21 protein-coding genes and 2 pseudogenes are annotated in these 22,274 nt (G+C 70.3%); 16 read left to right on the plus strand and 7 right to left on the minus strand.

Annotation, left to right across the window (positions count from 1 at the left end):
• The first annotated feature begins 122 nt into the window (after positions 1 to 122).
• Both ACZ518_RS32745 and ACZ518_RS32750 read left to right on the plus strand, forming a co-directional pair.
• Positions 123 to 992 (plus strand): hypothetical protein, encoded by an 870-nt coding sequence (locus tag ACZ518_RS32745; protein WP_469116658.1) that lies wholly within the window; start codon positions 123 to 125, stop codon positions 990 to 992.
• 74 nt (positions 993 to 1,066) lie between these two features.
• The gene (locus ACZ518_RS32750; RefSeq protein ID WP_469116659.1) at positions 1,067 to 1,555 is read left to right on the plus strand and encodes a glutathione peroxidase; all 489 of its coding nucleotides are present in this window, start codon (positions 1,067 to 1,069) and stop codon (positions 1,553 to 1,555) included.
• 16 nt (positions 1,556 to 1,571) lie between these two features.
• Here the strand turns inward: ACZ518_RS32750 and ACZ518_RS32755 are convergent, their stop codons facing one another.
• A complete protein-coding gene (locus tag ACZ518_RS32755) occupies positions 1,572 to 3,251 on the minus strand; it encodes an AMP-binding protein (RefSeq protein ID WP_469116660.1) in 1,680 nt (559 codons plus the stop codon).
• A 45-nt stretch (positions 3,252 to 3,296) separates the two neighbouring features.
• Positions 3,297 to 4,418: a winged helix DNA-binding domain-containing protein gene (locus ACZ518_RS32760; protein ID WP_469116661.1), complete on the minus strand. Its 1,122-nt coding sequence runs from the start codon at positions 4,416 to 4,418 to the stop codon at positions 3,297 to 3,299.
• A gap of 95 nt (positions 4,419 to 4,513) precedes the next feature.
• Between ACZ518_RS32760 and ACZ518_RS32765 the strand changes: the two genes are divergently transcribed.
• The 3 genes from ACZ518_RS32765 to ACZ518_RS32775 all read left to right on the plus strand — a co-directional run bounded on the left by ACZ518_RS32765 (position 4,514) and on the right by ACZ518_RS32775 (position 7,202).
• Positions 4,514 to 5,653 (plus strand): magnesium and cobalt transport protein CorA, encoded by a 1,140-nt coding sequence (locus ACZ518_RS32765; protein ID WP_469116662.1) that lies wholly within the window; start codon positions 4,514 to 4,516, stop codon positions 5,651 to 5,653.
• Between the two features lie 328 nt (positions 5,654 to 5,981).
• Complete coding sequence (locus tag ACZ518_RS32770) at positions 5,982 to 6,512, plus strand: SMI1/KNR4 family protein (RefSeq protein ID WP_469116663.1); 531 nt, start codon at positions 5,982 to 5,984, stop codon at positions 6,510 to 6,512.
• Between the two features lie 105 nt (positions 6,513 to 6,617).
• The gene (locus ACZ518_RS32775; RefSeq protein ID WP_469116664.1) at positions 6,618 to 7,202 is read left to right on the plus strand and encodes a hypothetical protein; all 585 of its coding nucleotides are present in this window, start codon (positions 6,618 to 6,620) and stop codon (positions 7,200 to 7,202) included.
• Here ACZ518_RS32775 and ACZ518_RS32780 read toward each other — a convergent pair.
• The 3 genes from ACZ518_RS32780 to ACZ518_RS32790 form a co-directional block, all read right to left on the minus strand.
• A complete protein-coding gene (locus ACZ518_RS32780; RefSeq protein ID WP_469116665.1) occupies positions 7,187 to 8,317 on the minus strand; it encodes a tyrosine-type recombinase/integrase in 1,131 nt (376 codons plus the stop codon). The genes ACZ518_RS32775 and ACZ518_RS32780 overlap by 16 nt on opposite strands.
• A 186-nt stretch (positions 8,318 to 8,503) precedes the next feature.
• Positions 8,504 to 8,782: a helix-turn-helix transcriptional regulator gene (locus ACZ518_RS32785; protein ID WP_469116666.1), complete on the minus strand. Its 279-nt coding sequence runs from the start codon at positions 8,780 to 8,782 to the stop codon at positions 8,504 to 8,506.
• Positions 8,783 to 9,028: 246 nt separating this feature from the next.
• The gene (locus ACZ518_RS32790) at positions 9,029 to 9,268 is read right to left on the minus strand and encodes a helix-turn-helix domain-containing protein (RefSeq protein WP_242707646.1); all 240 of its coding nucleotides are present in this window, start codon (positions 9,266 to 9,268) and stop codon (positions 9,029 to 9,031) included.
• A gap of 567 nt (positions 9,269 to 9,835) precedes the next feature.
• On the opposite strand from ACZ518_RS32790, the gene ACZ518_RS32795 reads away from it, so the two are divergent.
• The 5 genes from ACZ518_RS32795 (at position 9,836) to ACZ518_RS32815 (ending at position 14,953) form a co-directional block, all read left to right on the plus strand.
• Positions 9,836 to 10,756: a hypothetical protein gene (locus tag ACZ518_RS32795; RefSeq protein WP_469116667.1), complete on the plus strand. Its 921-nt coding sequence runs from the start codon at positions 9,836 to 9,838 to the stop codon at positions 10,754 to 10,756.
• Complete coding sequence (locus ACZ518_RS32800) at positions 10,753 to 11,451, plus strand: ATP-binding protein (protein WP_469116668.1); 699 nt, start codon at positions 10,753 to 10,755, stop codon at positions 11,449 to 11,451. Before ACZ518_RS32795 ends, ACZ518_RS32800 begins: the two co-directional genes overlap by 4 nt.
• A gap of 912 nt (positions 11,452 to 12,363) precedes the next feature.
• On the plus strand, positions 12,364 to 12,759 hold the full coding sequence (locus ACZ518_RS32805) for a plasmid mobilization protein (RefSeq protein ID WP_392932903.1): 396 nt from the start codon (positions 12,364 to 12,366) through the stop codon (positions 12,757 to 12,759).
• On the plus strand, positions 12,756 to 14,456 hold the full coding sequence (locus ACZ518_RS32810; RefSeq protein ID WP_469116669.1) for a relaxase/mobilization nuclease domain-containing protein: 1,701 nt from the start codon (positions 12,756 to 12,758) through the stop codon (positions 14,454 to 14,456). The genes ACZ518_RS32805 and ACZ518_RS32810 overlap by 4 nt, the downstream gene beginning before the upstream one ends.
• 113 nt (positions 14,457 to 14,569) lie before the next feature.
• Entirely contained in the window at positions 14,570 to 14,953 is a 384-nt protein-coding gene (locus ACZ518_RS32815) for a hypothetical protein (RefSeq protein ID WP_469116670.1), read from the plus strand.
• A gap of 108 nt (positions 14,954 to 15,061) precedes the next feature.
• Here the strand turns inward: ACZ518_RS32815 and ACZ518_RS32820 are convergent, their stop codons facing one another.
• Together ACZ518_RS32820 and ACZ518_RS32825 are read right to left on the minus strand one after the other, a co-directional pair.
• Complete coding sequence (locus tag ACZ518_RS32820; protein ID WP_469116671.1) at positions 15,062 to 15,616, minus strand: flavoprotein; 555 nt, start codon at positions 15,614 to 15,616, stop codon at positions 15,062 to 15,064.
• Positions 15,613 to 16,890: a helix-turn-helix domain-containing protein gene (locus ACZ518_RS32825; RefSeq protein ID WP_469116672.1), complete on the minus strand. Its 1,278-nt coding sequence runs from the start codon at positions 16,888 to 16,890 to the stop codon at positions 15,613 to 15,615. The genes ACZ518_RS32820 and ACZ518_RS32825 overlap by 4 nt, the downstream gene beginning before the upstream one ends.
• Positions 16,891 to 17,138: 248 nt before the next feature.
• Between ACZ518_RS32825 and ACZ518_RS32830 the strand changes: the two are divergent.
• From ACZ518_RS32830 to ACZ518_RS32855, 6 genes and pseudogenes are all read left to right on the plus strand, one after another.
• A pseudogene (locus ACZ518_RS32830) lies at positions 17,139 to 17,414 on the plus strand (ATP-binding protein); the annotation flags it as partial.
• A 96-nt stretch (positions 17,415 to 17,510) separates the two neighbouring features.
• Entirely contained in the window at positions 17,511 to 18,830 is a 1,320-nt protein-coding gene (locus tag ACZ518_RS32835; protein WP_469116722.1) for a UDP-N-acetylglucosamine 1-carboxyvinyltransferase, read from the plus strand.
• Positions 18,827 to 20,047: a metallophosphoesterase gene (locus ACZ518_RS32840; RefSeq protein ID WP_469116673.1), complete on the plus strand. Its 1,221-nt coding sequence runs from the start codon at positions 18,827 to 18,829 to the stop codon at positions 20,045 to 20,047. The genes ACZ518_RS32835 and ACZ518_RS32840 overlap by 4 nt, the downstream gene beginning before the upstream one ends.
• Positions 20,044 to 20,580 carry a dCTP deaminase gene (dcd, locus tag ACZ518_RS32845; protein WP_469116674.1) on the plus strand — a complete coding sequence of 179 codons (537 nt, stop codon included), beginning with the start codon at positions 20,044 to 20,046 and terminating at the stop codon, positions 20,578 to 20,580. Before ACZ518_RS32840 ends, dcd begins: the two co-directional genes overlap by 4 nt.
• Positions 20,577 to 21,113 (plus strand): dCTP deaminase, encoded by a 537-nt coding sequence (locus ACZ518_RS32850; RefSeq protein WP_362731388.1) that lies wholly within the window; start codon positions 20,577 to 20,579, stop codon positions 21,111 to 21,113. The genes dcd and ACZ518_RS32850 overlap by 4 nt, the downstream gene beginning before the upstream one ends.
• A pseudogene (locus ACZ518_RS32855) lies at positions 21,110 to 22,207 on the plus strand (glycosyltransferase family 4 protein). The gene ACZ518_RS32850 and the pseudogene ACZ518_RS32855 overlap by 4 nt, the downstream one beginning before the upstream one ends.
• Positions 22,208 to 22,274: the final 67 nt, after the last annotated feature.

Genomic DNA, 22,274 nt, shown 5'->3' on the forward strand with positions numbered 1-22,274 from the left:
GAGTTGTACAAATGACCAGGGCTCGGAGCCGGATCGGCGTGAATCGGCCGGTCCGCGCCACCCGACGGTCGCCGGTGGTGGAGCATGGACCCACGCACAGCGACGGAGGGGGTCCAGGTCTCATGGCGGAAGCGGTACCGGTGCGCTGTCCTTCGTGCCGGCGCGAGAACGGTTACAGCGTCCCGGTCTATCCCTGCGCCTGCGGGAGCCCGGTCGCGCCGCCCCTGGACCTGGCGGCGCCGCCCGTCCCCCTCACGCACCGCAACTGGTCGGAGGCGTGGGTGACGGTGCGCTGCGGGGCCTGCGGGCGGGAGAGCGAGTGGCCGCACCCGGAGGTCGGCTGCGGCTCCTGCGGGATGGTCGTACGGGTGCCCGTGCATCCGGTGCAGCAGCCGGCTGCGGACGTCAGTGCCACCGGCGCCACCGGCGACCCCGATGACACCGGGGACGCTGCCGCGCGGGACGGCGTACGGGACGGCTCGCCGGTGGACCCGGGGCGTACGGCGCCGGCTCCGGCGGAGGCCGGCGCCCCGGGCGGGCCGGGGGCGCGTACGGGCCCGGGCCCGGCGGCCGGACCGCCCCCGGTGTCCCGGTCCCCGGTGTCACGGCCCGCGTTCCGGCCCGTGACCATCCGTACCGCCCGGGACGCGGTGGTGACGGCCGCGCTGTACCTGCGCTGGCTCGGCTTCCAGGACGTACGCCAGCCCGACGCGGTGCCGATCCCCTCGGCCGTGGTGGACCTGCGGGCCCCCGGGGTGGTGGCGCAGGTCGACCCGACCACGGCTCCGGCCGGGCTGCGGGCGGTGGAGTGCGTATGGCTGAACGGCCTCACGGCCGCGGCGACCAGCGTCTACTTCTCCCTGGCCGGGTACACCGATGAGGCCCGGGGCCGGGCCGACGACCTGGGGATACCGCTGTTCGTGATGGACCTGACGGGCATGCCGCAGCCGGTCAACGACCCGGCGGACCGGCTGGTGGGAATGGGGGCCTAGGCTCAGGGGCTGTTGATGTCCGTATGAACATCTTGAATATCGTCCCGACGCCCCTTCCTGCCGAGGAGAGCCCGATGAGCCTGTACGACATCCCGCTGACGACCCTGGACGACGAGCCCACCAGCCTGGCGGCCCACCGGGGCAAGGCCATCCTGCTGGTGAACACCGCCTCCCAGTGCGGGCTCACCCCCCAGTACTCGGGACTGGCCCGGCTGCAGTTCAAGTACGAGGGGAAGGGCTTCACCGTCATCGGTGTGCCCTGCAACCAGTTCGGCGGGCAGGAGCCGGGCACCGCGGAGGACATCCAGACCTTCTGCGCGGCCGGCTTCGGCGTGACCTTCCCGATGCTGGAGAAGTCCGAGGTGAACGGCGAGAACCGGCACCCGCTGTACCAGGAGCTGGTGAAGACCCCGGACGCCGGGGGTGAGGCGGGGGACATCCAGTGGAACTTCGAGAAGTTCCTGATCTCCCCCGCCGGCGAGGTCGTCGCGCGCTTCCGCCCGCGTACCGAGCCCGAGGCCCCCGAGGTCATCGCCGCGATCGAGGCGCAGCTGCCGGGCTGAGGCCCGTACGCCGTGCTCAGCCCAGGTCGGCCTCGTCGTACTCCCCCGCCGAGCCGGCCGCGGTGAGCTCCCTCAGCTCGACGCGGCGGATCTTGCCGGAGACGGTCTTGGGGAGCTCGGCGAACTCGATGCGCCGGATCCGCTTGTAGGGGGAGAGGACCGCCCGGGAGTGCTCGAAGAGCGCCCGGGCCGTCTCCTTCCCGGGCTCCCAGCCGGCTGCGAGGGTGATGTACGCCTTCGGAACGGCCAGGCGCAGCTCGTCGGGGGCGGGGACGACGGCCGCCTCGGCGACGGCCTCGTGCTCCAGGAGGGCGCTCTCCAGCTCGAAGGGGCTGATCTTGTAGTCGGAGGCCTTGAAGACGTCGTCGGCCCGGCCCACGTAGGTGAGGTACCCGTCGGCGTCGCGGGAGGCGATGTCGCCGGTGCGGTAGAGCCCGTCCGCCATGGCCTCGGCGGTGCGCCCGGGGTCGTCCCGGTAGCCGGTCATCACCCCGGCGGGGGCGCGGCGCAGGTCCACGCAGAGCTCGCCCTCGACGGGCGACTCCTTGCCGGTGACGGCGTCCAGCAGCACGATCTCGTACCCGGGCGCGGGGCGGCCCATGGACCCGGGCTTGACCTCGGCTCCGGGGAAGTTGCCCACCTGGAGGGTGGTCTCGGTCTGGCCGAAGCCGTCGCGGATGGTGATGCCCCAGGCGTCCCGGACCCGCTCGATGACCTCGGGGTTCAGCGGTTCGCCGGCGGCGACGGCCTCGCGCGGGGGCTGGCGGAGCTTGGTGAGGTCGGACTGGATCAGCATCCGCCAGACGGTGGGCGGGGCGCAGAAGGTGGTGACGCCGCCGCGGTCCATCTCGGCCATGAGGCGCTCGGCGTCGAAGCGGGTGTAGTTGTGGACGAAGACGGTCGCGCCCGCGTTCCAGGGGGCGAAGATGTTGGACCAGGCGTGCTTGGCCCAGCCGGGCGAGGCGATGTTGAGGTGGACGTCGCCGGGGCGCAGCCCGAGCCAGTACATGGTGGAGAGGTGCCCGATCGGGTACGAGGCGTGCGTGTGCTCGACCAGCTTGGGGCTGGCGGTGGTGCCCGAGGTGAAGTAGAGCATCAGGGGGTCGGTGGCGAGGGTGACGCCGTCCGGGGTGAAGTCGCCGTCGGTCGCGTACATGTCCTCCAGCCGCCGCCACCCGGTGGGGACCTCCGTCCCGGCGGCGATGCGGGTGTAGGTGCCGGGGACCTCGTCGAACTTGTGGGTGTCCTCGGCGCGCGCGATGACGTGGCGCACGTGCCCGCGGTCGACCCGGTCGCGCAGGTCGGCCGGGCCGAGCAGCGGGGTGGCGGGGATGACGACGGCGCGCAGCTTCATCGCGCCGAGCATCACCTCCCACAGCTCTCTCTGGTTGCCGAGCATGACGAGGATCCGGTCGCCGGCGGCGACGCCCTGGGCGCGGAGCCAGTTGGCGGCGGAGTCGGAGCGCACGCTCATCTCGCCGAAGGAGACGGAGCGGCTGGTGCCGTCCTCCTCCACGATGCGCAGGGCGTCGGCGCCGTTGCCGTGCGCGATGTGGTCGAACCAGTCGAGGGCCCAGTTGAAGCGCTCGGGGCGGGGCCAGGTGAAGCCGGCGTGGGCGGCGTCGTACTTCCCGCGGTGTTCGAGCAGGAAGTCCCGCGCGGCCTGGAAGCTTTCGGTGGCGCTGTTCTCCGTCATGAGAGGCATCGTGCCGCGCCGGGCGGGGCCTCCACCAGGGCGGCGTCAGCCGTGGATTGACCCGAAGCGCACGGGTCCGGGCGCGCCGCCCATCCCGGCGAGCAGGGCTTCGCCCTCGGCGGCGATCGCGTCCCGGCGCGCGGGGGTCTGCGTACCGAAGAGCTCGACGGTCAGCCGCGGCCGGCCGCTCGTCTCGTCGATGCGCCAGAGACCGGCGAGGAACCCGTCGACGAGGAGGGTGCAGTGGGCCTGGTTGCCCGTCCAGGTGCGGCCCTTGGTCTCCGGGGGGATCACGCGGGAGCGGTCGGCGTGCGAGAGCAGGAGGTTGTCGTACTCGGGGAGGAAGCGGGGCGGTGCGGGCGTGTCGGGGTCGGGGCGGGGCGCGTCGGGCAGGTCGAAGAGCACGACGCCGTTCTCGTCGCGGAAGGTGACCAGCCGGGGGCGCAGCCGCTCGAAGGCCTCGCGCAGCCGGGTGAGCCCGGCCCAGGTCTGCATGTCCTTGACGGAGGCGGGCCCGAAGGCACCCAGATAGCGCAGCACGACGGCGTCGATGCCCTCCCCCTCTTCCCCTGTCTCCCCCCGGGCGGCATCGCCCACCCAGCACTCCACGGTGGTCAACCGCACCTGCCCGCTACGGCCCCACACCCCGCGCGGGGTGACCTGCACGAGCGGAAGCAGGCAGCGGGCGGCGACGGACAGCGACTGCGGGTCGGCGGAGGGCCACTCCCGCAGCAGGTCCTCGCGGATCTCCCCCATCGTGCGCGGCTCGGCCTCGACGAAGGCCCGCGCGCGCCGGGCGAGCCGCTCCAGGTCCACCCCTCCCAGCCCCTTCCGGAAGTAGTTCACCTCCCGGTCCCGGGCCCCCTGCACGAGCGGCCGCAGTGCGAGCGCGTCCCGCACGGTGTGGGTGTGGATGGTGGACCGCATGGTCACCATCCGGACCACCTTCCGCTCCTCCATCAGCCGGCCCAGCTGCTCGGGGCGGAACCCGGCGAGCCGGGCGTGCAGCTGGAAGTACGGGGGCTTCACGTTCTGCGCCTGGAGTCCGAGGAGGTGCGCGACGGCGTCCTGCGGGGACATCTCGGCGCGGCTCAGCAGCAGCTGGCGGGCGAGCGTGGCACGGTTCAGAGCGCGGGTGTCGAGTACGGGGTGCGTCGTGGAAGCCATACCGGCAACCTATCCCCGATTGCGGACACCCCCTGTCCGCAACCACACACCGACTCCACCCAACTCCCCCACCAACTCCCCGGAGGCTGACTGCGATGTCGGAGCGCCCAAACCGCCGCCCCTCCTCGCCTTCGAGGCGCTCGGGCTGGCTCCGCCCGCCCGCCCCCGCCGCCACGCCCCCATCGTCGACCCCCGCGCCCGTCCCCCCGGACCACGAGAGCGTGATCGACTCCGCCGTCTACCGCGACGGCCGCCGGGTCGCCTCCCCCACCACCCTGGCGGACACCTTCCGGCTGCTGCGCGAACAGCCGGACGGCATGGCCTGGATCGGCCTGCACCGCCCCACCGAATCCGAACTCCACTCCCTCGCCGCCGAGTTCAACCTCCACCCGCTCTCGATCGAAGACGCCCTTGAGGCCCACCAGCGCCCCAAGCTGGAGCGCTACGGCGACACCCTCTTCGTGGTCCTGCGCGCGGCCCGCTACCTGGACGCCCTGGAGGAGGTCGACTTCGGCGAGCTCCACATCTTCGTCGGCCCGGACTTCCTGATCACGGTCCGCCACGGCGCGGCCCCGGACCTCACCGCCGTCCGCCGCCGCATGGAGGAGACCCCGGACCTCCTCTCCCTCGGCCCGGAGGCCGTCCTGTACGCGATCCTCGACGCGGTGGTGGACGGCTACGCCCCGGTCGTGGCGGGCGTCCAGACGGACATGGACGAGATCGAGACGGAGGTCTTCCGCGGCGACCCGGAGGTCTCCCGCCGCATCTACGAACTCTCCCGCGAAATGGTCGAGTTCCAACGCGCCACCCGCCCCCTGGTCGGCATGCTCCACGGCCTGATGGCGGGCTTCGCCAAGTACGGCACGGACGAGGAACTCCAGCGCCACCTCCGCGACGTGGCCGACCACGTGACCCACACCAGCGAACGCGTCGACGGCTTCCGCCAGGCCCTCACCGACATCCTCACGGTGAACGCCACCCTGGTCTCCCAACAACAGAACGCCGAGATGCGCGCCTTGGCGGAGGCCGGCTTCGAACAGAACGAGGAGATCAAGAAGATCTCCTCGTGGGCCGCCATCCTGTTTGCACCCACGTTGGTGGGAACCATCTACGGCATGAACTTCGAGACCATGCCGGAACTGAAGTGGGCTGCCGGCTACCCCTTCGCAATTCTCCTGATGGCAGTGGTCTGCGTGAGCCTGTACGTCATCTTCAAGAAGCGCGACTGGCTGTAGACCGCACAGCAGCACCATTGATCAACTTAGCTCCTGCGAACGCCGAGAAGCGGCCCGCAGGACCCCCTGGGGAGAATCTGGGGAGAATCCGCAGCCCACCCATGCCGGGCGCTCCCCCGGACCTTGGGGCCAGCCCTCCCGCACCGCCGACCACCTTCGACGGCACGCGATTGCGGAGGGTAACGACAACGGGTGGCACAGCAGATGCTGTGCCACCCGTTGTCGCGACCAGGCCTGTCCTGTCTCCCCCGACGACTACAAGCCGGCAGTCGTCCAACGACCTTGCCCGTGGGGCGTCGATGTCCGACCCCCTGTCTAGCCTGTCTCCGTGAAGCCCACTGATGACCGCCAGTTCCCCGCCGCGCTCGCCACCGCGATGGCCGTTCGATTCGACTACGCCGACGGGAAGACCGGGGTCGACTTCGAACCCTTCCCGGCCTTCCTGTCCGCTGCCGAGACCACCGACTGGTTTCAGGCATGGACCGGGAACAGTGAACTGGACGGCAACGACTTCCGCGTGTTCGGACAGGACGGCACGGGCGGGTACGCGGCGATCTGGCTCATCCGCCCGAGCCGCCCTCTGGCCGAGCAGCCCATCGTCTTCCTCGGCTCGGAGGGCGAGACCGGTGTCGTAGCACGCGACCTGGGCGACTTCCTGTGGCTACTGGCCGACGGCTTCGGCCCCTGGGAAGCCGCCACGTCCTACGAGTCGGACTGGAAGGCGCAGCCCAATCCGGAGCTGGCAGCCATCGCCGAAGGATTCGCACCGCACCAGCGCCGGTCGGCGGCAGCCGTGATCGAGCTGGCGACCCGGGAGTTCCCCGACTTCGACGACACCATCATGGACCTCTGCCGCTGAACCCAGCGTCGTCACCTGCACGACCAGCCGGAATCACGGGAATGACGGAACGCTCAAGTCACCGCGCCCCTCTGTCGCGTTCGAGCATCGCTGTAGCCTCTGGCCATGAAGCACGGGGAAGGCGGGGACGCGCTCGTTCTGGAGGCCCGCGAGATGCTGGCCGCCGGACAGGGCAAGGAGGAGGTCTTCGCCGAACTGGCCGCGCGCACCGGTGACCGGGACGCCTGCGCGTTGGCCCTATGTCTGGCCCTGGGAGTGTCCCGGCCGGACGCCGAAGCTCGAATCCACGAGGCACGGCCCCTCTTCGACGAGTTCGAGGCGGGAGAGGAAGACATCGTCGCCATGCTCCTCGCCTGTGGGCACGTGTTCGTCGTGGACCAAGTGCTGGACGGTCGCGGCGAGCGGATCCGCAACCTGTTGTGGACTGCCGCCTGCGCCCGTGGAGGCTTTCCTGGCGGCATGATCCCCTGGTTTCGTACCGGGGAGCTCACGAAGATCTTCCTGCTCTTCGCGCAGACCCGGTTCCGGGACGGGCGGGGCTCACCTCCCGAGTTCTGGGCGGCCATGGTTACGGCCGGGAAACTACTGGCGACCGAGGACAGCCCGGACCAGGCGGAGGTGACCGCGGGGCTGGAACATTGCCGGGCGCAGGCGACCGCTGTCGGTACGGGCTCTCAGATGCTGCCGTGAGAGGAGACGAGGCCCTCAGGTACGTACTCGGGCACCGTGCCGAGCAGCGCATCGATGGCCGCGCGACCCTTGCCGCCAGCCTCGGGCATGAAGTGGGCGTAATGGTCGAGGGTGATGGTCGGACTTGAGTGACCGAGCCACTGGGCTAGCGTGACGATGGACTCGCCCGCTTCAAGGAGGACCGAGGCGTAAGTGTGCCGGAGCACGTGGAAACCGTCCTTGCGCGAAGCCTTCCACCGCGCACCCTTCTCCCGCGCGGGAATGACTCCGGCCGCGGCGAGGGCCGGCTTCCAGGCCTCGTCGTTGAAGATGTTGGCGCGGATGGCGTTGCCGTACGTCGTCGTGAGGACGAGCGGGAAGCTCTGCTTCTCCCGGTCGGGCTCCGGTCCGCCCCAGGGGAGCTCGACGTCGACCGCCGGATGATCGAGGAAGTACGCAGCCAGTTCCGTGGCCACCGACCGGGGCATGTCGACGATGCACGTCTTGCCACCCTTGGGCAGGGCGAAGTAAAGGCGCCCTGAGAGAAGTTGCACCTGCCTGCGCACCCGAATGACACCGCGTTCGAAGTCGATGTCCCTCGGCGACAACCCGAACACCTCTCCCTGGCGCAGCCCACACCCCAGCGCGACGACGACCGCGATCCGGTAGCGAGGATTGATCACGTCCCGCACCCGCTGCGCCGTTGCCAGCGGCCACGCGTCACGATCCTCGTCGGGGGCCTTCGGCCAGCGCACCGTCTTGGCCCGCATCGGGTTGCGGACAAGGCGCTTGTCGTCGATCGCGGTCTCGAAGATGTTCGACAGCGAGGTGAGGATCTGCCGGGCGTACCGAGGAGAGCACTCGCCATCGAGCGTGGCTATGTAGCCGCGCAGGACGGTCGCCGACACGTCGCGCAGCGCCACCGCACCGAGGTGCGGAAGGATGTGGAGTCGTACACGCTCGTCAACTCGTTTGACCGTGCCGGGCGCGCCGCGAACGCCGGCGCGCCAGTGGCGCGTGACGAAGTCCGTCAAGGTGATGGAGCCGTCGCGCGGGTCGACGAACTCGCCCCGTTCGCTGTCGGTGCCAGACCGCCGGAGCCACCCCTTGGCGTCCTCCAGCACGTCGAACGACATGTCCCGGACGCCCGGGATTCCAGCGACACGATACCGAGACCCCTTGCCGTAACGGGTCGTACGCTCACGCTTCCCTGTGACAGGATCCTTCTTCTTTTTAATCCAACGGTCTTCGATATAGCCGGCCAAAGAATTCCTCGGGGTAAGGGTTGGGCGTAGGGCGGGCGGTAAGGCCGGGTAGATCGGTCAGGCCGTGGCCGAGTACCCGGCGCGGCGCTGCGGGGCGGCATTCACCGGATTTAGGGAAGTATTACTGCGGGAGTCCGCCTGCTCCTGTTCCCGGATCCACCCGTCAAGCGCTTCGATCCGGTACATCACACGTCCGCTCCGCCCCATCCGAAAACTCGGCGGACCTTGGCGACGGTGCCGCCACACGTAAAGGGTGGCAGGCGACAGCCCCAGGTATTCGGCGGCTTCACGCACGTTCAGAAAACCCCTCCCCAGCGGCGACACACGGGCAGACATACGGACATTCGCCAGCAATTCACTGTCACAAGCAACACTTCGCACGTACCGAAACCTTCGGGGTCCTCCGTCGCCAACCTCTGGCGACGGACATCGGGCATGACGAGTCCGCCCCCGCTTGCTGTCAGGCGGGTGGAGCGGACTACTTCAATGGTCTGGAGAATCCCCGGTTTGGCTGACCGGGGATCGTCGGGTATAAGCCGGGGCGACGTCACCGCGCACCCGCCCGGACCCCTGCGTCCCGGGCTAGAGCAGGGCGAGTGGGGAGACACCGAGGGCGGCCGCGATGGCGACGAGGTCATCCACGTCGCAGCGTCGGCGGGTGCGTTCGATGCGGGACAGCATGGTGTTGGTCATGGGGTGGCCGAGCTCGGTGACACGGGCAGCGAGCTCGCGCTGGGCGAATCCACGCGAGGTGCGCAGCCGCTCGATGGCGTGGGCGGTCCGTTCTCCGGCGGGACCGATTTCCGTAGCTCTTCGGGGCATGCGTCTGTTGTAGCTCGGGTTCCCGGGTTCACGTAATCGCGGAAGCCCAGACATGGGACTTTGGGGCCCGTTTCGCGGAGAACGAACTGGCAAGTCCCGCATAGGCGGCCATTGCGGAACTAGGACCCATCTCGGATCACAGAGGTACGCACACCATCAGCGGCTCCGGCGGCGGAAACATAGATCGCCTCATCTACCCCGGTCAATAGATTTCGGGGTGCGATCTTCGCCGCTCTCCCTAGGCCGTCGACTTTTTGGTCAACCGGGGATTCGCCCTTACTGTAAAGACGTTCGCGATCAGCGATGCACTCTGACGCTTTTCGAGTGCGGATTCGCTGGACTTGCGCGGGCTGGGTGTGGCTGTCTTGGCCAAGCACCCCTGACAAAGGAATCGGCTCCCGGCGTTGCAGCGCCGAGAGCCGATGGGAGTCCCTTGTCCAAACCGCCCACTCCTGAACGGATCTGAGGAACGTCTATGCCCAACAGTACGGCCGACGCAGCCGTCCGCACACCCGCGCCCACCCCGGCGTCGCCGTCCCAGCAGCAGGCGAAGGCGGGGCGATAGGCATGGCACGCATCCGCACCATCAAGCCGGAAGCCTTCAGCTCCGAATCGCTGGCCGCCGTCAGCATCACCGCGGAGCGGACGTTCTTCGGTCTGCTCACCCAGGCCGACGACCACGGCCGGTTCCGTGACCAGTCCGCCGTCATCGCAGGCCTCTTGTGCTCGCTGCGCCCCGAACACGGCCCGATCGAGGTCGAGGACGACCTCACCCAGCTCGCCGGCAATGAACTCATCTGCCGGTACGAAGGCGAGGACGGCAAGCGGTACCTGCACATCGTGACCTTCTCCAAGCACCAGAAGGTCAACCGCCCCAGCGGTGTCCGGCACCCGAACTGCCCCTACCACGACGGCGGCCGGGTACCCCTGACTTCACCGCTGGCGCAGGGAGGGCTCCGTGAGGCGTCCGTGCACCATCAGGCACCCGCACTGGAGCTCGCACCCACACCTCATGCCGCTTCGATGGTCCCCGTATCCGCAGGTCAGGACGGGTTCAGTGAGCCCTGCGTGCAGCATCAGCAGGAAGTGCGGGAGCCTGCGCCGAGCCCTCACGGTCCGGATCTAGGACCTAGGATCATGGATCTAGGATCTCCGTTGGGAGGCGCGAGCGCCCCCGCCACACCGCAGACCGCAACGGCCCAGCAACTGGTCGCCGAGTACGCCGCCGCGTGCGGGAAGCGACCTCCGGAGAAGGTCTTGGGCCATGTCGGCCGGGAGATCAGCAAGTTGCTGCACGAAGGCATCGACCCGGACCACATCCGAGCCGGGGTCGACCGCATGCGCCTCAAGAGCCTCTACCCGAGCCTGCTGCCCAGCTTGGTCAACGAGGCCATGAACCCGCCGCAGGCCGCTGCTGGCGCGCGCCGAACCCCTCAGCCGTACACCAACCCCGTTGACGCCGAAGCCGCTTACGGAGGCCAGCTGTGACCACCGCGATCCGCGAACCCCAGCGTGCCGGCGCCCTGGCAGCCCGTCTCCAGGCCATCCTCGCCACCAAGGGCATCGACCCCGACGCCACCCCCGCCGGGCCCACGATGGAGCCGGTGACCGCCCTTGAACTCGCCGATCGTCGCATCCCGCCCCGCTACCGCGAAGCACTCGCCACCCAACCCGAAGTCCTGGGCTGGGTGGAGGCGGTCACCCGCGCCGGGCGGAACGGGCCGGCCGGGACCCGGGGCATCGCCTACGGCCCCTCGCTGCTGATCGCCGGGCCCACCGGCATCGGCAAGACCCACCAGGCGTACGGAGCCGTCCGCTCGCTGCTGGCCGCCGGAGTCCGCCTGCGCTGGCAGGCGGTCACCTCCGCCGATCTCTACGCCCAGCTCCGCCCCCGCCCCAACCACGACCCCGAACGGGAAATCCAGGAGCTCGGCCGGTGCCCGCTGCTGATCCTGGACGACCTCGGCGCGGCCAAGCAGTCCGAGTGGACGGAGGAGCTGACGTACCGGCTGATCAACCGCCGCTACACCGAGATGCTCCCGACCCTGATCACCACCAACCTGCCGATCGCGGAACTCCGCAACGCAGTCGGGGACCGCGTCGCCTCCCGCCTGGCAGAGATGACCACCCGCGTCATCCTCACCGGCCCGGACCGCCGACGCGCCCAGCCGTCGGGCTCCTGACCACCACGGTCCCCGCCCAGGTCGGTCCCCGTCATCGTGGGGACCAACCAACTGGTCCGAGCCGTTCGGGGACCGTCCCCATCCAGGTCCCGGCCCCGTCCCAATCACGGTCCCCAACCCCGTCCCCGTCCCCGTCCCAATCACGGTCCCCAACCCGGTCCCCGTCCCGGTCGCGGTCCCCGTCCCGGTCCCCAACCTGGCCCCGGTCCCCGGCTGACAGCGCCCTCCCCCAGGAGGGGACCGACAGCAGTCGAGCGGGGACGGTCCCCTGATTGCGCTGCCCGCGTCAGGCACCACAGGGACCGGTCCCCAACTCTGTTCCCGCAGGTCATCCCCCTGACATCCCCGACTCAGTGGGGACCGTCCCCACGGTCCCCACCATCCAGGACCGCCCCGCAACGGTTCAGGGACCGTCAGGTCACCACGTCGGGGACCGTCCCCACCCACGACTACGGGGAACGAGACGGGACCGGTCCCCGCGCCCATGCCACTGGGGACCGAGCACCTCCCGAATCGGGGACCGTCCCCGCCCGGTCCCCGAACAGCACCGGCAGCGTCTCGCGTCACGAGCGAGTGGTCCCCAACCGGTCGACCCCGCCCAACAGCCCCTTGACCTGCCCAGCCTCTACCTCTTCAAGGACACGCATGCACAACCCACCGCACGACCGTCCCAGCCACGACGAGCACATGCCCTCGCTTCCAGCCTCAGGAGGAGCAAGTTGTACCCAGAGCATTGCTCCCCTCGGGAGCAATGCTCTGGGCTCCCCCGCCCCAGGGGTGGCGGGAGCGGACCGGCACCAGGGGGCGCCGGTCCTTCGGGATGCTGCCGAGGCCGGACCGCATCACGAGACGGAGGGACAGCACGCCTGCCACACCCCCCGCTGCACGCACACCGCCCCAACGACATCGCACGTGCGCCAGCGTGAACGCCTGCTCGCCGAGAAGAAGCGCATGCACCAGCCCAGCTGCCGCATGAACGACGACGAATTCCAGCTCCTCACCGACGCCGCGTCTGCCTGCCGCATGAGCACCGCCGGCTTCCTCGCCCACTCTGCCCTGAAGGCCGCACGCGACCTCGAACACACCGAAGCCGAGATCGCCACCCACCGGGAGATGGTCAGAGAGCTGTTCGCGCTGCGCAGAGCCCTCGGCCAGATCGGCAACAACCTCAACCAGGTCGCCACCGTCCTGAACTCCGGCGCCGACGCCCCGCACGCCAAGGCGGTCCTCGACACCGTCCAGCGGACCGCCGAGCGCGTGGAGGACTTCACCCAGCGCTACTTGGAGACGGAGGCTCCCGCCGGATGATCCCCCGCGTCCACAAGATGGGCACCCGCACCATCGGCCTGATCCGCTACCTCTACGGCCCCGGCACCCACGAGGAACACACCGACCCGCACCTCGTGGCGGCCTGGGACAGCCTCGTCCCCGACCCCGGACGCAACCCGAAAGCCACTTACGCGGACCTGCAAAGGCTCCTCGACCAGCCCGTCGAAGCCCTGCCCAAGTCACGGCGCCCCACCGAGCACGTGTGGCACCTGTCCGTACGTGCCGCGCCCGAGGACCCGATCCTCAGCGACGAGCAGTGGGGCGACATCGCCCGCCGCATGGTCGCCGCCACCGGCATTACCCCCGCCGGCGATACCGCCGCCTGTCGCTGGGCAGCCGTCCGCCACGCCGACGACCACATCCACATCATCGCCACCACCGTCCGCGAGGACGGCCGCCGGCCCCGCCGCCACAACGAAGCCAAGCGCTCCCAGGCCGAAGCCCGTCTCATCGAGGCCGACTACGGCCTGCGCCGCCTCAACACCGGTGACGGAACCGCAGCTCAGCGCCCCACCAGCGCCGAGCGCCACAAAGCCGACCGCCACCAGCGGGAACGCACCCCGAGGGAGGAACTGCGCGAGAGCGTCCGACGCGCGGCTGCCGGCGCCCGGAGCGAGGAGGAGTTCTTCGACCGTCTCACCCATGCCGGTCTCCTCGTAAAGCGGCGCGTGGCACCGTCCGGGGACCTCCTCGGCTACACCGTGGCCCTGCCCGACGACCGCAACAAGAACGGCGAACCCGTCTTCTACTCGGGATCCAAGCTCGCCCCCGACCTCTCCCTGCCCCGCATCCGCGAACGCTGGACCCTGCCAGCAGAACCCTCCTCGGACGAGGGCGTCTCACCGGAGCAGCCCGTTCTCCCGCCGGTGACCGGCCCGGCGTACGCCCGCCGCCGCGCCACCACGGCGACCTGGCAGGCACTGCTGCTCATCGATCACGGCGACGACGGCACGACAGCAGCCCGGATAGCGGCTGCCGCCGAGATCCTCGACGCGCTCGCCGAGACCTCCGCTGCCCACACCCGACGAGAACTCCGGGATGCAGCCTTCGCGTTCGAGCGGGCCTCGTGCTCCCACGTCCGCGCCGTACGCGGGCACGACCATGCCCTGCGCCAGGCCGCGTACGACCTCGTCCACAGCGGACCGGCCCTCGGCCACGGAGAGGAGGGCGCTACCACCGCCATGCTCATCGACACCGCGTTCTTCCTCGTCACCGCGGCGGCGAACTGGCACGCCAAGAAGCACCACGCCCAGCAAGCCGAAGCCGCCCGCCGGGCCGCCGAACATCTCCGTGCCGCCTACGAGATCGCGGCCGTCCAGCCGATGTCCGTGCTCCACCAGCGAGGCCGCTCCCTGCCACTACAGCGACGGCAGGCAGCCGTCCTACGCCAGGCGCTGCCCGAGATTGCCGAACACATTCTGGCCGAGCCGGGCTGGCCCGCCCTGGCGGCCACACTCGCCGATACCCAGGCCGCAGGCCACAACCCGGCCCACCTCCTCGCCGAAGCCACGCGACACCGGGAGCTGGACAGCGCCACGTCCGTCAGCGGCGTCCTCGTCTGGCGCCTGCGCCGCCTCGCCCACCTGCCTGCCGATCCCGCGGCATCGCTCCCCCGGCACGCGCCGACCACACAACCGGCTCTGAAGGCCGCGAACAGCGCCTCCCGCCGGCGCTGACGGCAGAACGCGTCCGTCCCTACATAGCCGACGATCCCCGGTCAGCCAAACCGGGGATTTTCCGGAGCATTGAAAACATCACCACCAACCCCGTCCCGTAAAGGAACCTCCGCATGCCCGAATCCGAACTGCGCATCGAAGTCATCGCCCTGCTGATGGACTCGGACTTCAAGCTCCGGCCCGACACCAACACCTGGTCCCACCGTGACGGTCGCCCGTTCACCCGAGCCGAACAGGCGACCGCCCTCCAGGCCACGCACGCCGAACTCGAAGCCACAGCCGCCCTGAGTGCCCGCAACGCTGCGGCTGCCCTCGAACAGGGCACCGCCGTGGAGGCCCTCACCGAGCTCCTGTTCTCGTACTTCACCCGGCACCCCGACGCCCGGATGGTCATGGACGTACTCCCGCACATGACCGAGGAAGACCGCGCCGAGTACGAGCGCCTGCGCGCCATAGCCGCTCCGGACGGCGGCATCTACCTCCCCTACGAGGACTGACGGGCCCGGAACAGCAGCCTGCGGCCGGTGACCAGGTACCTCCCGGTCACCAGTCGCAGGCATTCGCTGTGCAAGGCCGACAGGCCTTACCCACTGGCAGTCGCAGGATCAGTGGTGGGCGGCCGCTGCCGCCAGCAACGGAGCCAGGAGGTCAACGGCTTCCTCCCAGCGGAAGCGGTCGGCGCCACCGCCGGACTTCGGACGGTGTGGCTCGTAGCTCCCGACCAGGACGCCCATCTCACGCAGCTCGGCGAGGCTGCGTTGGTACGCGCGGTGGGCTGCGAGGGCGGTGTTCACGTAGGGCAGGACGGCGGTGGGGATGCCCATGCCCGGAGCCTCGCAGAGGATGCCGAGGGCAAGGTTGTCCGCGAAGCCTGCCGCCCACTTGTTGACCGTGTTGAAGGTGGCCGGGGCTACGGCGATCGCGTCGGCAGGTGGGAAGGACCTTGCGTCGCCGGGCGCGCGCCAGGCGGAGCGCACGGGATAGCCGGTCCACTCCTCGACTACGGCGACATCGAGGAAGGCAATCCCCTGCGGGGTGGCGACGACGCCGACGTCCCACCCCCGCTCGTGTGCGGCGTCGATCAGCTTCCCAACGTCGCCCGCGATCCCGGCCGCGCAGACGACGACGTACAGGAAGGGCTTGCGCTGCGGCTCGGTCACGCGGGTACTCCCAGTCGGCGGCTCAAGTGGTGGAGCTCTGGCAGCGTACGCCGACGGTCGCGGGCCGCCATGTCGGCGACCAGCTCCCGGACGGCTGGTCGTCGTACGTCCTGGGCCGCGCAGATCTCCGCGATCCGCAGGGCCTGATAGCCGTCGGCGAGGCGGCCCTGCTGCGCGTAGGCACGGGCGGCTTCCACCCACAGGGCGGCCCGGCGCTCGGGAACGGGGATGTGGCGGCGCATGAGCGGACGGGCGATGTCGATGGCGACGCCGGCGTCGCCGAAGGACACGGCAGCGCTGACCTCGTGGAGGGCCACATTGGTGGGGCTGAAGTTGGCCCAGGCCTCGGGGTGGTCCAAGGCGACGTACTTCGCCACCTCCTTGGCCTCGGCCAGGAACTCTGCGGTGGCAGCGCGGTCCCCGGCCCTGCTGGCAGCCGTGACTCCGCGCAGTAGCAGCAACCCGAGCACGGAGAGATGGTGGTGGGGCTGCTGGTCGTACGCGCCGGCGAGTTGTGAGGCCGTGTGCTTGATCAGCGTGACGGCCTGGCCGGCGTGCTGTTCGCGGACCAGGACGTGCGCGTGGAGGCGGACGCTGGCGGCGAGGACGAGCGGATCACCCGAGCGTTCGGCCTCGGCCATCGCGCGCCCGACGGCGAGCCACGCCGTGCCGGGGTCTCCTTGCTTCAGCAGGAGGCTGGCCGAGGTCTGGTAGGCCGTGGCCAGGAAGCGGGGAAGCTCCTCGGCCTGCGGGGAGTCGGCGATGCAGTGGCGGAGATCGGTGATCAGGCCGGGAAGGGTCCGCTCCAGCTCCGCGTAGTCGCACGTGCTCCACAGGCGCCGGATGGCCGTGGCCCGGATTCGTAGTTCCCCGGAATCCGGCGCTTCCGTCGTCGGAACCGTCGGCATCCCGGGCATGAGTGCCCGGACGAGCGCGGGGTGCGCAGCCGTCGGCGCGACCGAGGCTGTGAGCGCGGTGACGCTGGCGGCAAGGAAGGTACGGCGGCGCAGCATTTCCTCTGTCTCCGGATCGTGGGGATCGGCTTCCGGGGCGGCCTCCGCCAGACCGAGTCGGGCCGGGGGAATGCGCAGGATGTGGGCGACGTCGCGCAGAACCCGGATGTCGTCCGTTCCGCGTCCGCCCTCCAGTCGGCTGATCTTCGACTGGTGGTATCCGAGCTCGCGGGCCACGTCCGCTTGTGAGCGGCCCTGTAAGACCCGAGCCCGGCGGATCAGTTCACCGATCCGGTGCGCCTCGCCCTGCGTGTCGACCATCTCCGCCACGGCCCCTTCTGCCGAGACCGATCCTGCCTGCTCAACCGAGCCTAGCTGCAAGGAACTTGCCCGCCATGCACAACGTGCATGAACGATGCAGGAGCTGCGCGGCACATCGCGCAGCTGCCTCCTGACCCGCTTGCCTGGTGGAACCGCACCCCTCCAGGAGGCTGCTCATGGAAGTGCACGAGGTCACGCTGACCGTCACGAGTACGCCCGAGGGCGCTGCTCGTGCCCGGCACCAGGTGATGAACGAGATCAGGGGCTGGCGCTCGGTCATCGGCACCGACGGCATGTGCGTGGCAGAGGTCGTGGCCGGCGAGCTGCTGGCGAATGCCGTTCAGCACACGGGAAACGAAGCTGCTTCCGTAACCGCTCGCCTGCGCGGGAGCCGACTGCGCTTCGAGGTCCGCGACCGGAGTTCCACCCTCCCCCACGCACGCCCACCCCGTACGGACGCCGAGGACGGCCGCGGGCTGCTGATCATCGACGCCCTCGCCGACCGGCACGGCGTCGAGCACAGCGCCGACGGCAAGTCCTGCTGGGCCGAGCTCGATCTGTCCGCACCCACCTCGGTCACGCCCTCCATCACGCGACCTCCCTGCAAAGGAGTTGAACGCATGGCACCCCATCGAGCTCTTGCGACGAGCGCGGAGGTCATCGCCGTACGTCCGGGGAGTCCCCTCGCCGGTTCGGTCACCGTCGACGGCTCCAAGAACGCCGCCCTGCCGCTGCTGGCCGCCGCAGCAGCCGTGCGCCGGACCATCCAGCTGGAGAACGTCCCCGCCAGCGCCGACGTCCACTGGATGCTCACCTTGATCCAAGGGGCGGGCTGGCACGTCGCCCGGGCCGTGGGACGGCCCGACAGCGTGGTGATCATGCCCCCTGACGTCGTACCCGCGGAACTCGACCTGGCCCCGGCCGCCCGGATCCGCGCGTCGTACTACCTGGTGCCCGCACTCCTTGCCCTACAGGGGAACGCCCGGCTGCCCTGGCCCGGTGGATGTCGGATCGGGGAGCGCGGCATGGACCTGCACTTCAAGGTGTACGAGGCGTTCGGCGACCGCGTAACCGTCCATGACGAGGGCTATCACGTCGAGGCCGGTCGACCCGCCACGGGAACGGTCTCCCACACGTTGCCGTTCCGGTCGCGCGGTGCGACGGTCGTCGCCGTCCTGCGTACGGTCGTCGCGGGCCGTGCGCTGCGCCTCGGTCGGCCGAACCTGTCGCCGGAAGTCCTCACCGTGCTGGACGCCCTGCGCTCGGCGGGATGGGAGGCCCGAGCCGGCGAACAGGTCCTGGACCTGAGCCCGGCAGCGGCTTCACCGGCCCAGATGCCGGCCTGGCGCGTTCCGGGCGACAAGATCGAGGCTGGCACCCTGGCCTGCGCCGTCGCCGCCACCGGTGGGACCGCGCGCATCGAGGGCGTCCAAGGTCGGGATGTGGTGCCGTTGCAGGCAGCCCTGCAACGGCTGGGCATCCCCACCGCGGTACGGGAGGACGTCCTCCTGGTCGATGGGAGCGCCGCCCGGCCGACGGGCCGTCCCCTTCGCGCCATCGCCACGCTCGCCACCGGCGGCCTGGACGCCGACTTCGAACCTCCCCTGATGGCACTGGCTCTCGGCCAGCCCGGCACACACCTGTTCGCCGACTCCATCAACCCCGGCCGCCACGGGAACCTGCTGCCCCAGTTGGCCCGGCTCGGCGCGAAGATCGAGGAGATCTCCCCCACCGAATGCCGACTGACCGGCCCGCAACGCCTCACCGGAGCCGGGGTAGAGGCCACCGACATCCGCACCGGCTCCGCGCTCATGGTGGCCGCGCTGACCGCCCGCGGAATCACCACCCTCGGCGGAGTCGACCAGCTCCGCCGCGGCCACGCCGACCTGCCCGGCAAGCTCCTCCACCTCGGCGCCGACATCTGCGAGGTCGCGCCATGACCACGGCCCGTTCCCTACGACAAATCATGGCAACCACCGACGTCCACTCCGCTCTCGACGCCGACGGCCCGCTGCTCGGGCACCTCCACCAGGCACGCACGGACAGCCTGCTGGTGGACTGCGGCGACTTCTTCGAGGGCACCGGGTACTACCGCCTCGGCCGGGGCGCGCTCGAACGGGACATCCTGCTCGCCCTGTACGACGTCGTCGCTCCCGGGAACCACGGCTGGCCGCACTACGTCGAGGCTGGCCTCCGCCAGCGGACCGTATGCGCCAACGTCGTCGAGGACACCACCGGCAACGCGCTCTTCCGACGTCTGCGCATCGTGGACATCGCGGGCAGAAGGACGGCCGTCACGGCCGTGATCGGCCTGCAGGCGTTCAACTCGATTCCGGCCGGGCAGCGGTCCGCCCACCGCGTCACCGACCCCGTCCAGGCTCTGCGCGAGCTGATGCTCGCGCACCACCACGAGGTCGACTCCTGGGTCCTCCTCAGCCACTCCGGCTTCGAGCAGGACCTCCAGCTCGCCGAGGCGTGCCCTTTCCTCGACGTGGTCTTCGCCGGCCACTGCCACAGCGAACACACCGGACCCGAACGGGTCGGCAGCACCATCGTGCTCAAGGGGCAGGAACTCGCCGTCGGCTACGCAGTCGCCGAACGCTCCCTCGAAGGCTGGGTCGGACGGACCGCCCGTTTCCCCGACACCTCGGGATCCGTCCTGCCGACCGAGCTGGCCTCCGTCCGTGAACAGATCGCCTCCATCGACGCACAGCTGGCCGAGCCGCTGGGACGTCTCGTCGCGCCCTATCGGAACAAGCCGCTCGACCGCCGCGCTCTGCTCCGCGAACTGGCCGACCGGCTACGCAGCGGACTCGGCAGCGAGGCGGTCGTCCTCAACGAGACCGCCGTGCGCACGACGCTGCTGGGCGAAGTCCTCACCGCGGGAGACCTGCTGGCCATCGAGCCGTTCGACAACAACCTGGTCGAGGCCCAGGTTGCGCCGGCCTTCCGCCACGACCCCGCTGCCCTGCTCACTCACCTCACCGAGCGGGCAGGACCCCTGATCACCTCCCCCGATCCGCTCCCTGTCGGGCTGACGAGCGTGCTGACCACCGACTACTTCGCCGACACCTGTCTCGGCAGCCGAGCCCATCCCGCCTGCCTCAGCCTCGGCTCGGCGATCAGGAGCATCCTGACCAACGGAGACGACCAGTGATCCTCACCGGACCCGAGATCACCTCCGCCTCGAAGGACGGACGGCTGCGCATCTCCCCCTTCATGCAGACCCAGGTCAACCCGAACAGCTACAACGTCCGCCTTGGCGGGACCCTGCTCACCTATACCAACGAGGTACTCGACGCCCACAGGCCGAACCCCACCCGTCGCACAGAGATCGCCGACGACGGCCACGTCCTGCAGCCTGGCGAGCTGTACCTCGGCCACACCCTGGAGGAGGTGGGATCCGACCTCTTCGTCCCCCTGCTCTTCGGTCGGTCCTCCGTCGGCCGACTGGGGCTCTTCGTCGAGATCACCGCACCCATCGGTGACATCGGCTTCCACGGCCAGTGGACACTGATGCTCACCCCGACCCGCCCCGTACGCGTCTACGCCGGGATGAAGATCGGGCAGATCATGTTCTTCGTCTCCGAGGGCGCCATCGACCTGTACGAGGGCAAGTACCAGGCGGCCTCAGGGCCCCAGCCCTCCTCGTACTGGCGCGACCTCGACAGTACGGCGGTGACCTCGTGATCCTCACCGGACCGGCCATCGGCGCCGCCCGCGAGGCGGGCCGCATCACCATCGACCCGTACGACCCGGACCGCCTGTCCCCCAACGCGTACGACTGGCGCCTGGGCAGCACGCTCCGCGTCTGCGAGGGCGACCTCGACGCCGCCAGTCCCACCGCCTTCTCCGAACTCACCCTCCCCGACGACGGGTACGTCCTGGAGCCCGGCCACCTCTACCTCGGCCACACCCTGGAGCGGACGGGCTCCGAGTCCTACGCCCAGCTCCTCAACGGCGACCGGACCACCGGCTCCCTCGGCATCTGGGTCCACGTCTCCGCCCCGCTCGGACACCAGGGCCACGCGATCCGCTGGACCCTGGAGATCCGAGCCACCCGCCCCGTGCGCGTCCGGCCCGGCATGACCTTCGGCAAGCTCGTCTTCCTCCGCACCCACGGCTCCCCGGCCAGCTACCAGCAGCACGGCCTCAAGTACCGCGCCAGCGAGGGCATCGAGACATCCCGCCTCTACGAGGAGAACCCCGGAGGCCGCCGGTGAACCGCGTCGTCGCCACCGCCCTCGACCTGCCGTTCCCCAGCCCCAGCGGAAGCGTCGAACTCTTCCTCGACCTCTACGCCGGCACCCAACCCGCGATCCCCGCCCGCGCCTTCATGCTCGCCCCCAACGGCGCCCGGCCCCACCCCCCAGCCGGCATCGACCTACTGCACGCATCCGGCAAGTGCCTCGACGGCCACGCCTTCAGCCGGTACGTCACCAACCTGCGCCACGCCATGACGGCCGCCATCGACCCGCACCAGATCAGCGTGCTGCACCTGCACCACCTGGCCTTCGGCGCCACTCCCGCCCTCCTGCGGGCCCTACCCGCCCACCCCCGGATCGCTTTCGTCCACGGCACCGACCTCCTGCACGCCGAGAACCACACCACGCAGCTGCGCGTTCTCCGCGAGACAGCCTCCGCTGCCGACGCGATCGTCGTCCCCACCGGCGCCATGGCCGACCGCCTGCTCAAACTCGCCCCCAAGACCGACAGGCACAAGATCGAGAAGATCCCCTAGGGCATCCCCGACCGCCTCCTCACCGGCCCACCGCCCCGGCCCGCCCGACGTCCCACGAGCCACCTGCGGATCCTCTTCGCAGGCCGCCTCAGCTCCGAGAAGGGCCTCGAACCCCTCCTCCAAGCCGTCGCGGCCACCCGCTCGGTCGAGCTGAGCATCGCGGCCCCGCGCGCCCAGTTCCTCGACCTCGCCCCAGTCCTCCGCCAGCTCGGCGTCCACGTCCGCTACCTCGGCTGGTTCCGCCGCGACCAACTGTGGAAGGCCTTCGCCGACCACGACGTCCTGGCCGTGCCCTCCACCACCTTGGAGGCCATGGGCCTCGTCGCCCTCGAAGCCCAGGCCTGCGGACTCCCCGTCCTTTACCAACCCGTCCCCGGCCTCAGCGAAGCCCTCTCCGGCACCGGCCTGGCCACCGACTTCACCAACCCCACCACCGCAGCCCACGACCTCCACCGTCTGCGCACCACCCCCGGCCTCCTGGAGATGCTCCGGGCATCCGGCCGCACCAATGCCGCCCGTTTCCCCCTCAGCACCACCGCCACGGCCATCGCCGACCTCGGCCGGCGACTCGCCTGACACCACCCGTGGCGCAGCCGGCACCGCCCCGGCCGCGTCACTAACCTGGCCAGCGGACCACCCGCGG

Source organism: Streptomyces sp. NPDC033966 (assembly GCF_055575955.1).

Excerpts from the sequence above, each read along its gene's own strand:
- ACZ518_RS32745 (WP_469116658.1), top strand. The coding sequence starts at position 123 with ATGGCGGAAGCGGTACCGGTGCGCTGTCCTTCGTGCCGGCGCGAGAAC.
- ACZ518_RS32750 (WP_469116659.1), top strand. The coding sequence starts at position 1,067 with ATGAGCCTGTACGACATCCCGCTGACGACCCTGGACGACGAGCCCACC.
- ACZ518_RS32755 (WP_469116660.1), bottom strand. The coding sequence starts at position 3,251 with ATGACGGAGAACAGCGCCACCGAAAGCTTCCAGGCCGCGCGGGACTTC.
- ACZ518_RS32760 (WP_469116661.1), bottom strand. The coding sequence starts at position 4,418 with ATGGCTTCCACGACGCACCCCGTACTCGACACCCGCGCTCTGAACCGT.
- ACZ518_RS32765 (WP_469116662.1), top strand. The coding sequence starts at position 4,514 with ATGTCGGAGCGCCCAAACCGCCGCCCCTCCTCGCCTTCGAGGCGCTCG.
- ACZ518_RS32775 (WP_469116664.1), top strand. The coding sequence starts at position 6,618 with ATGAAGCACGGGGAAGGCGGGGACGCGCTCGTTCTGGAGGCCCGCGAG.
- ACZ518_RS32780 (WP_469116665.1), bottom strand. The coding sequence starts at position 8,317 with ATGTCGTTCGACGTGCTGGAGGACGCCAAGGGGTGGCTCCGGCGGTCT.
- ACZ518_RS32785 (WP_469116666.1), bottom strand. The coding sequence starts at position 8,782 with ATGTCTGCCCGTGTGTCGCCGCTGGGGAGGGGTTTTCTGAACGTGCGT.
- ACZ518_RS32790 (WP_242707646.1), bottom strand. The coding sequence starts at position 9,268 with ATGCCCCGAAGAGCTACGGAAATCGGTCCCGCCGGAGAACGGACCGCC.
- ACZ518_RS32795 (WP_469116667.1), top strand. The coding sequence starts at position 9,836 with ATGGCACGCATCCGCACCATCAAGCCGGAAGCCTTCAGCTCCGAATCG.
- ACZ518_RS32810 (WP_469116669.1), top strand. The coding sequence starts at position 12,756 with ATGATCCCCCGCGTCCACAAGATGGGCACCCGCACCATCGGCCTGATC.
- ACZ518_RS32815 (WP_469116670.1), top strand. The coding sequence starts at position 14,570 with ATGCCCGAATCCGAACTGCGCATCGAAGTCATCGCCCTGCTGATGGAC.
- ACZ518_RS32825 (WP_469116672.1), bottom strand. The coding sequence starts at position 16,890 with ATGGTCGACACGCAGGGCGAGGCGCACCGGATCGGTGAACTGATCCGC.
- ACZ518_RS32835 (WP_469116722.1), top strand. The coding sequence starts at position 17,511 with ATGGCACCCCATCGAGCTCTTGCGACGAGCGCGGAGGTCATCGCCGTA.
- ACZ518_RS32840 (WP_469116673.1), top strand. The coding sequence starts at position 18,827 with ATGACCACGGCCCGTTCCCTACGACAAATCATGGCAACCACCGACGTC.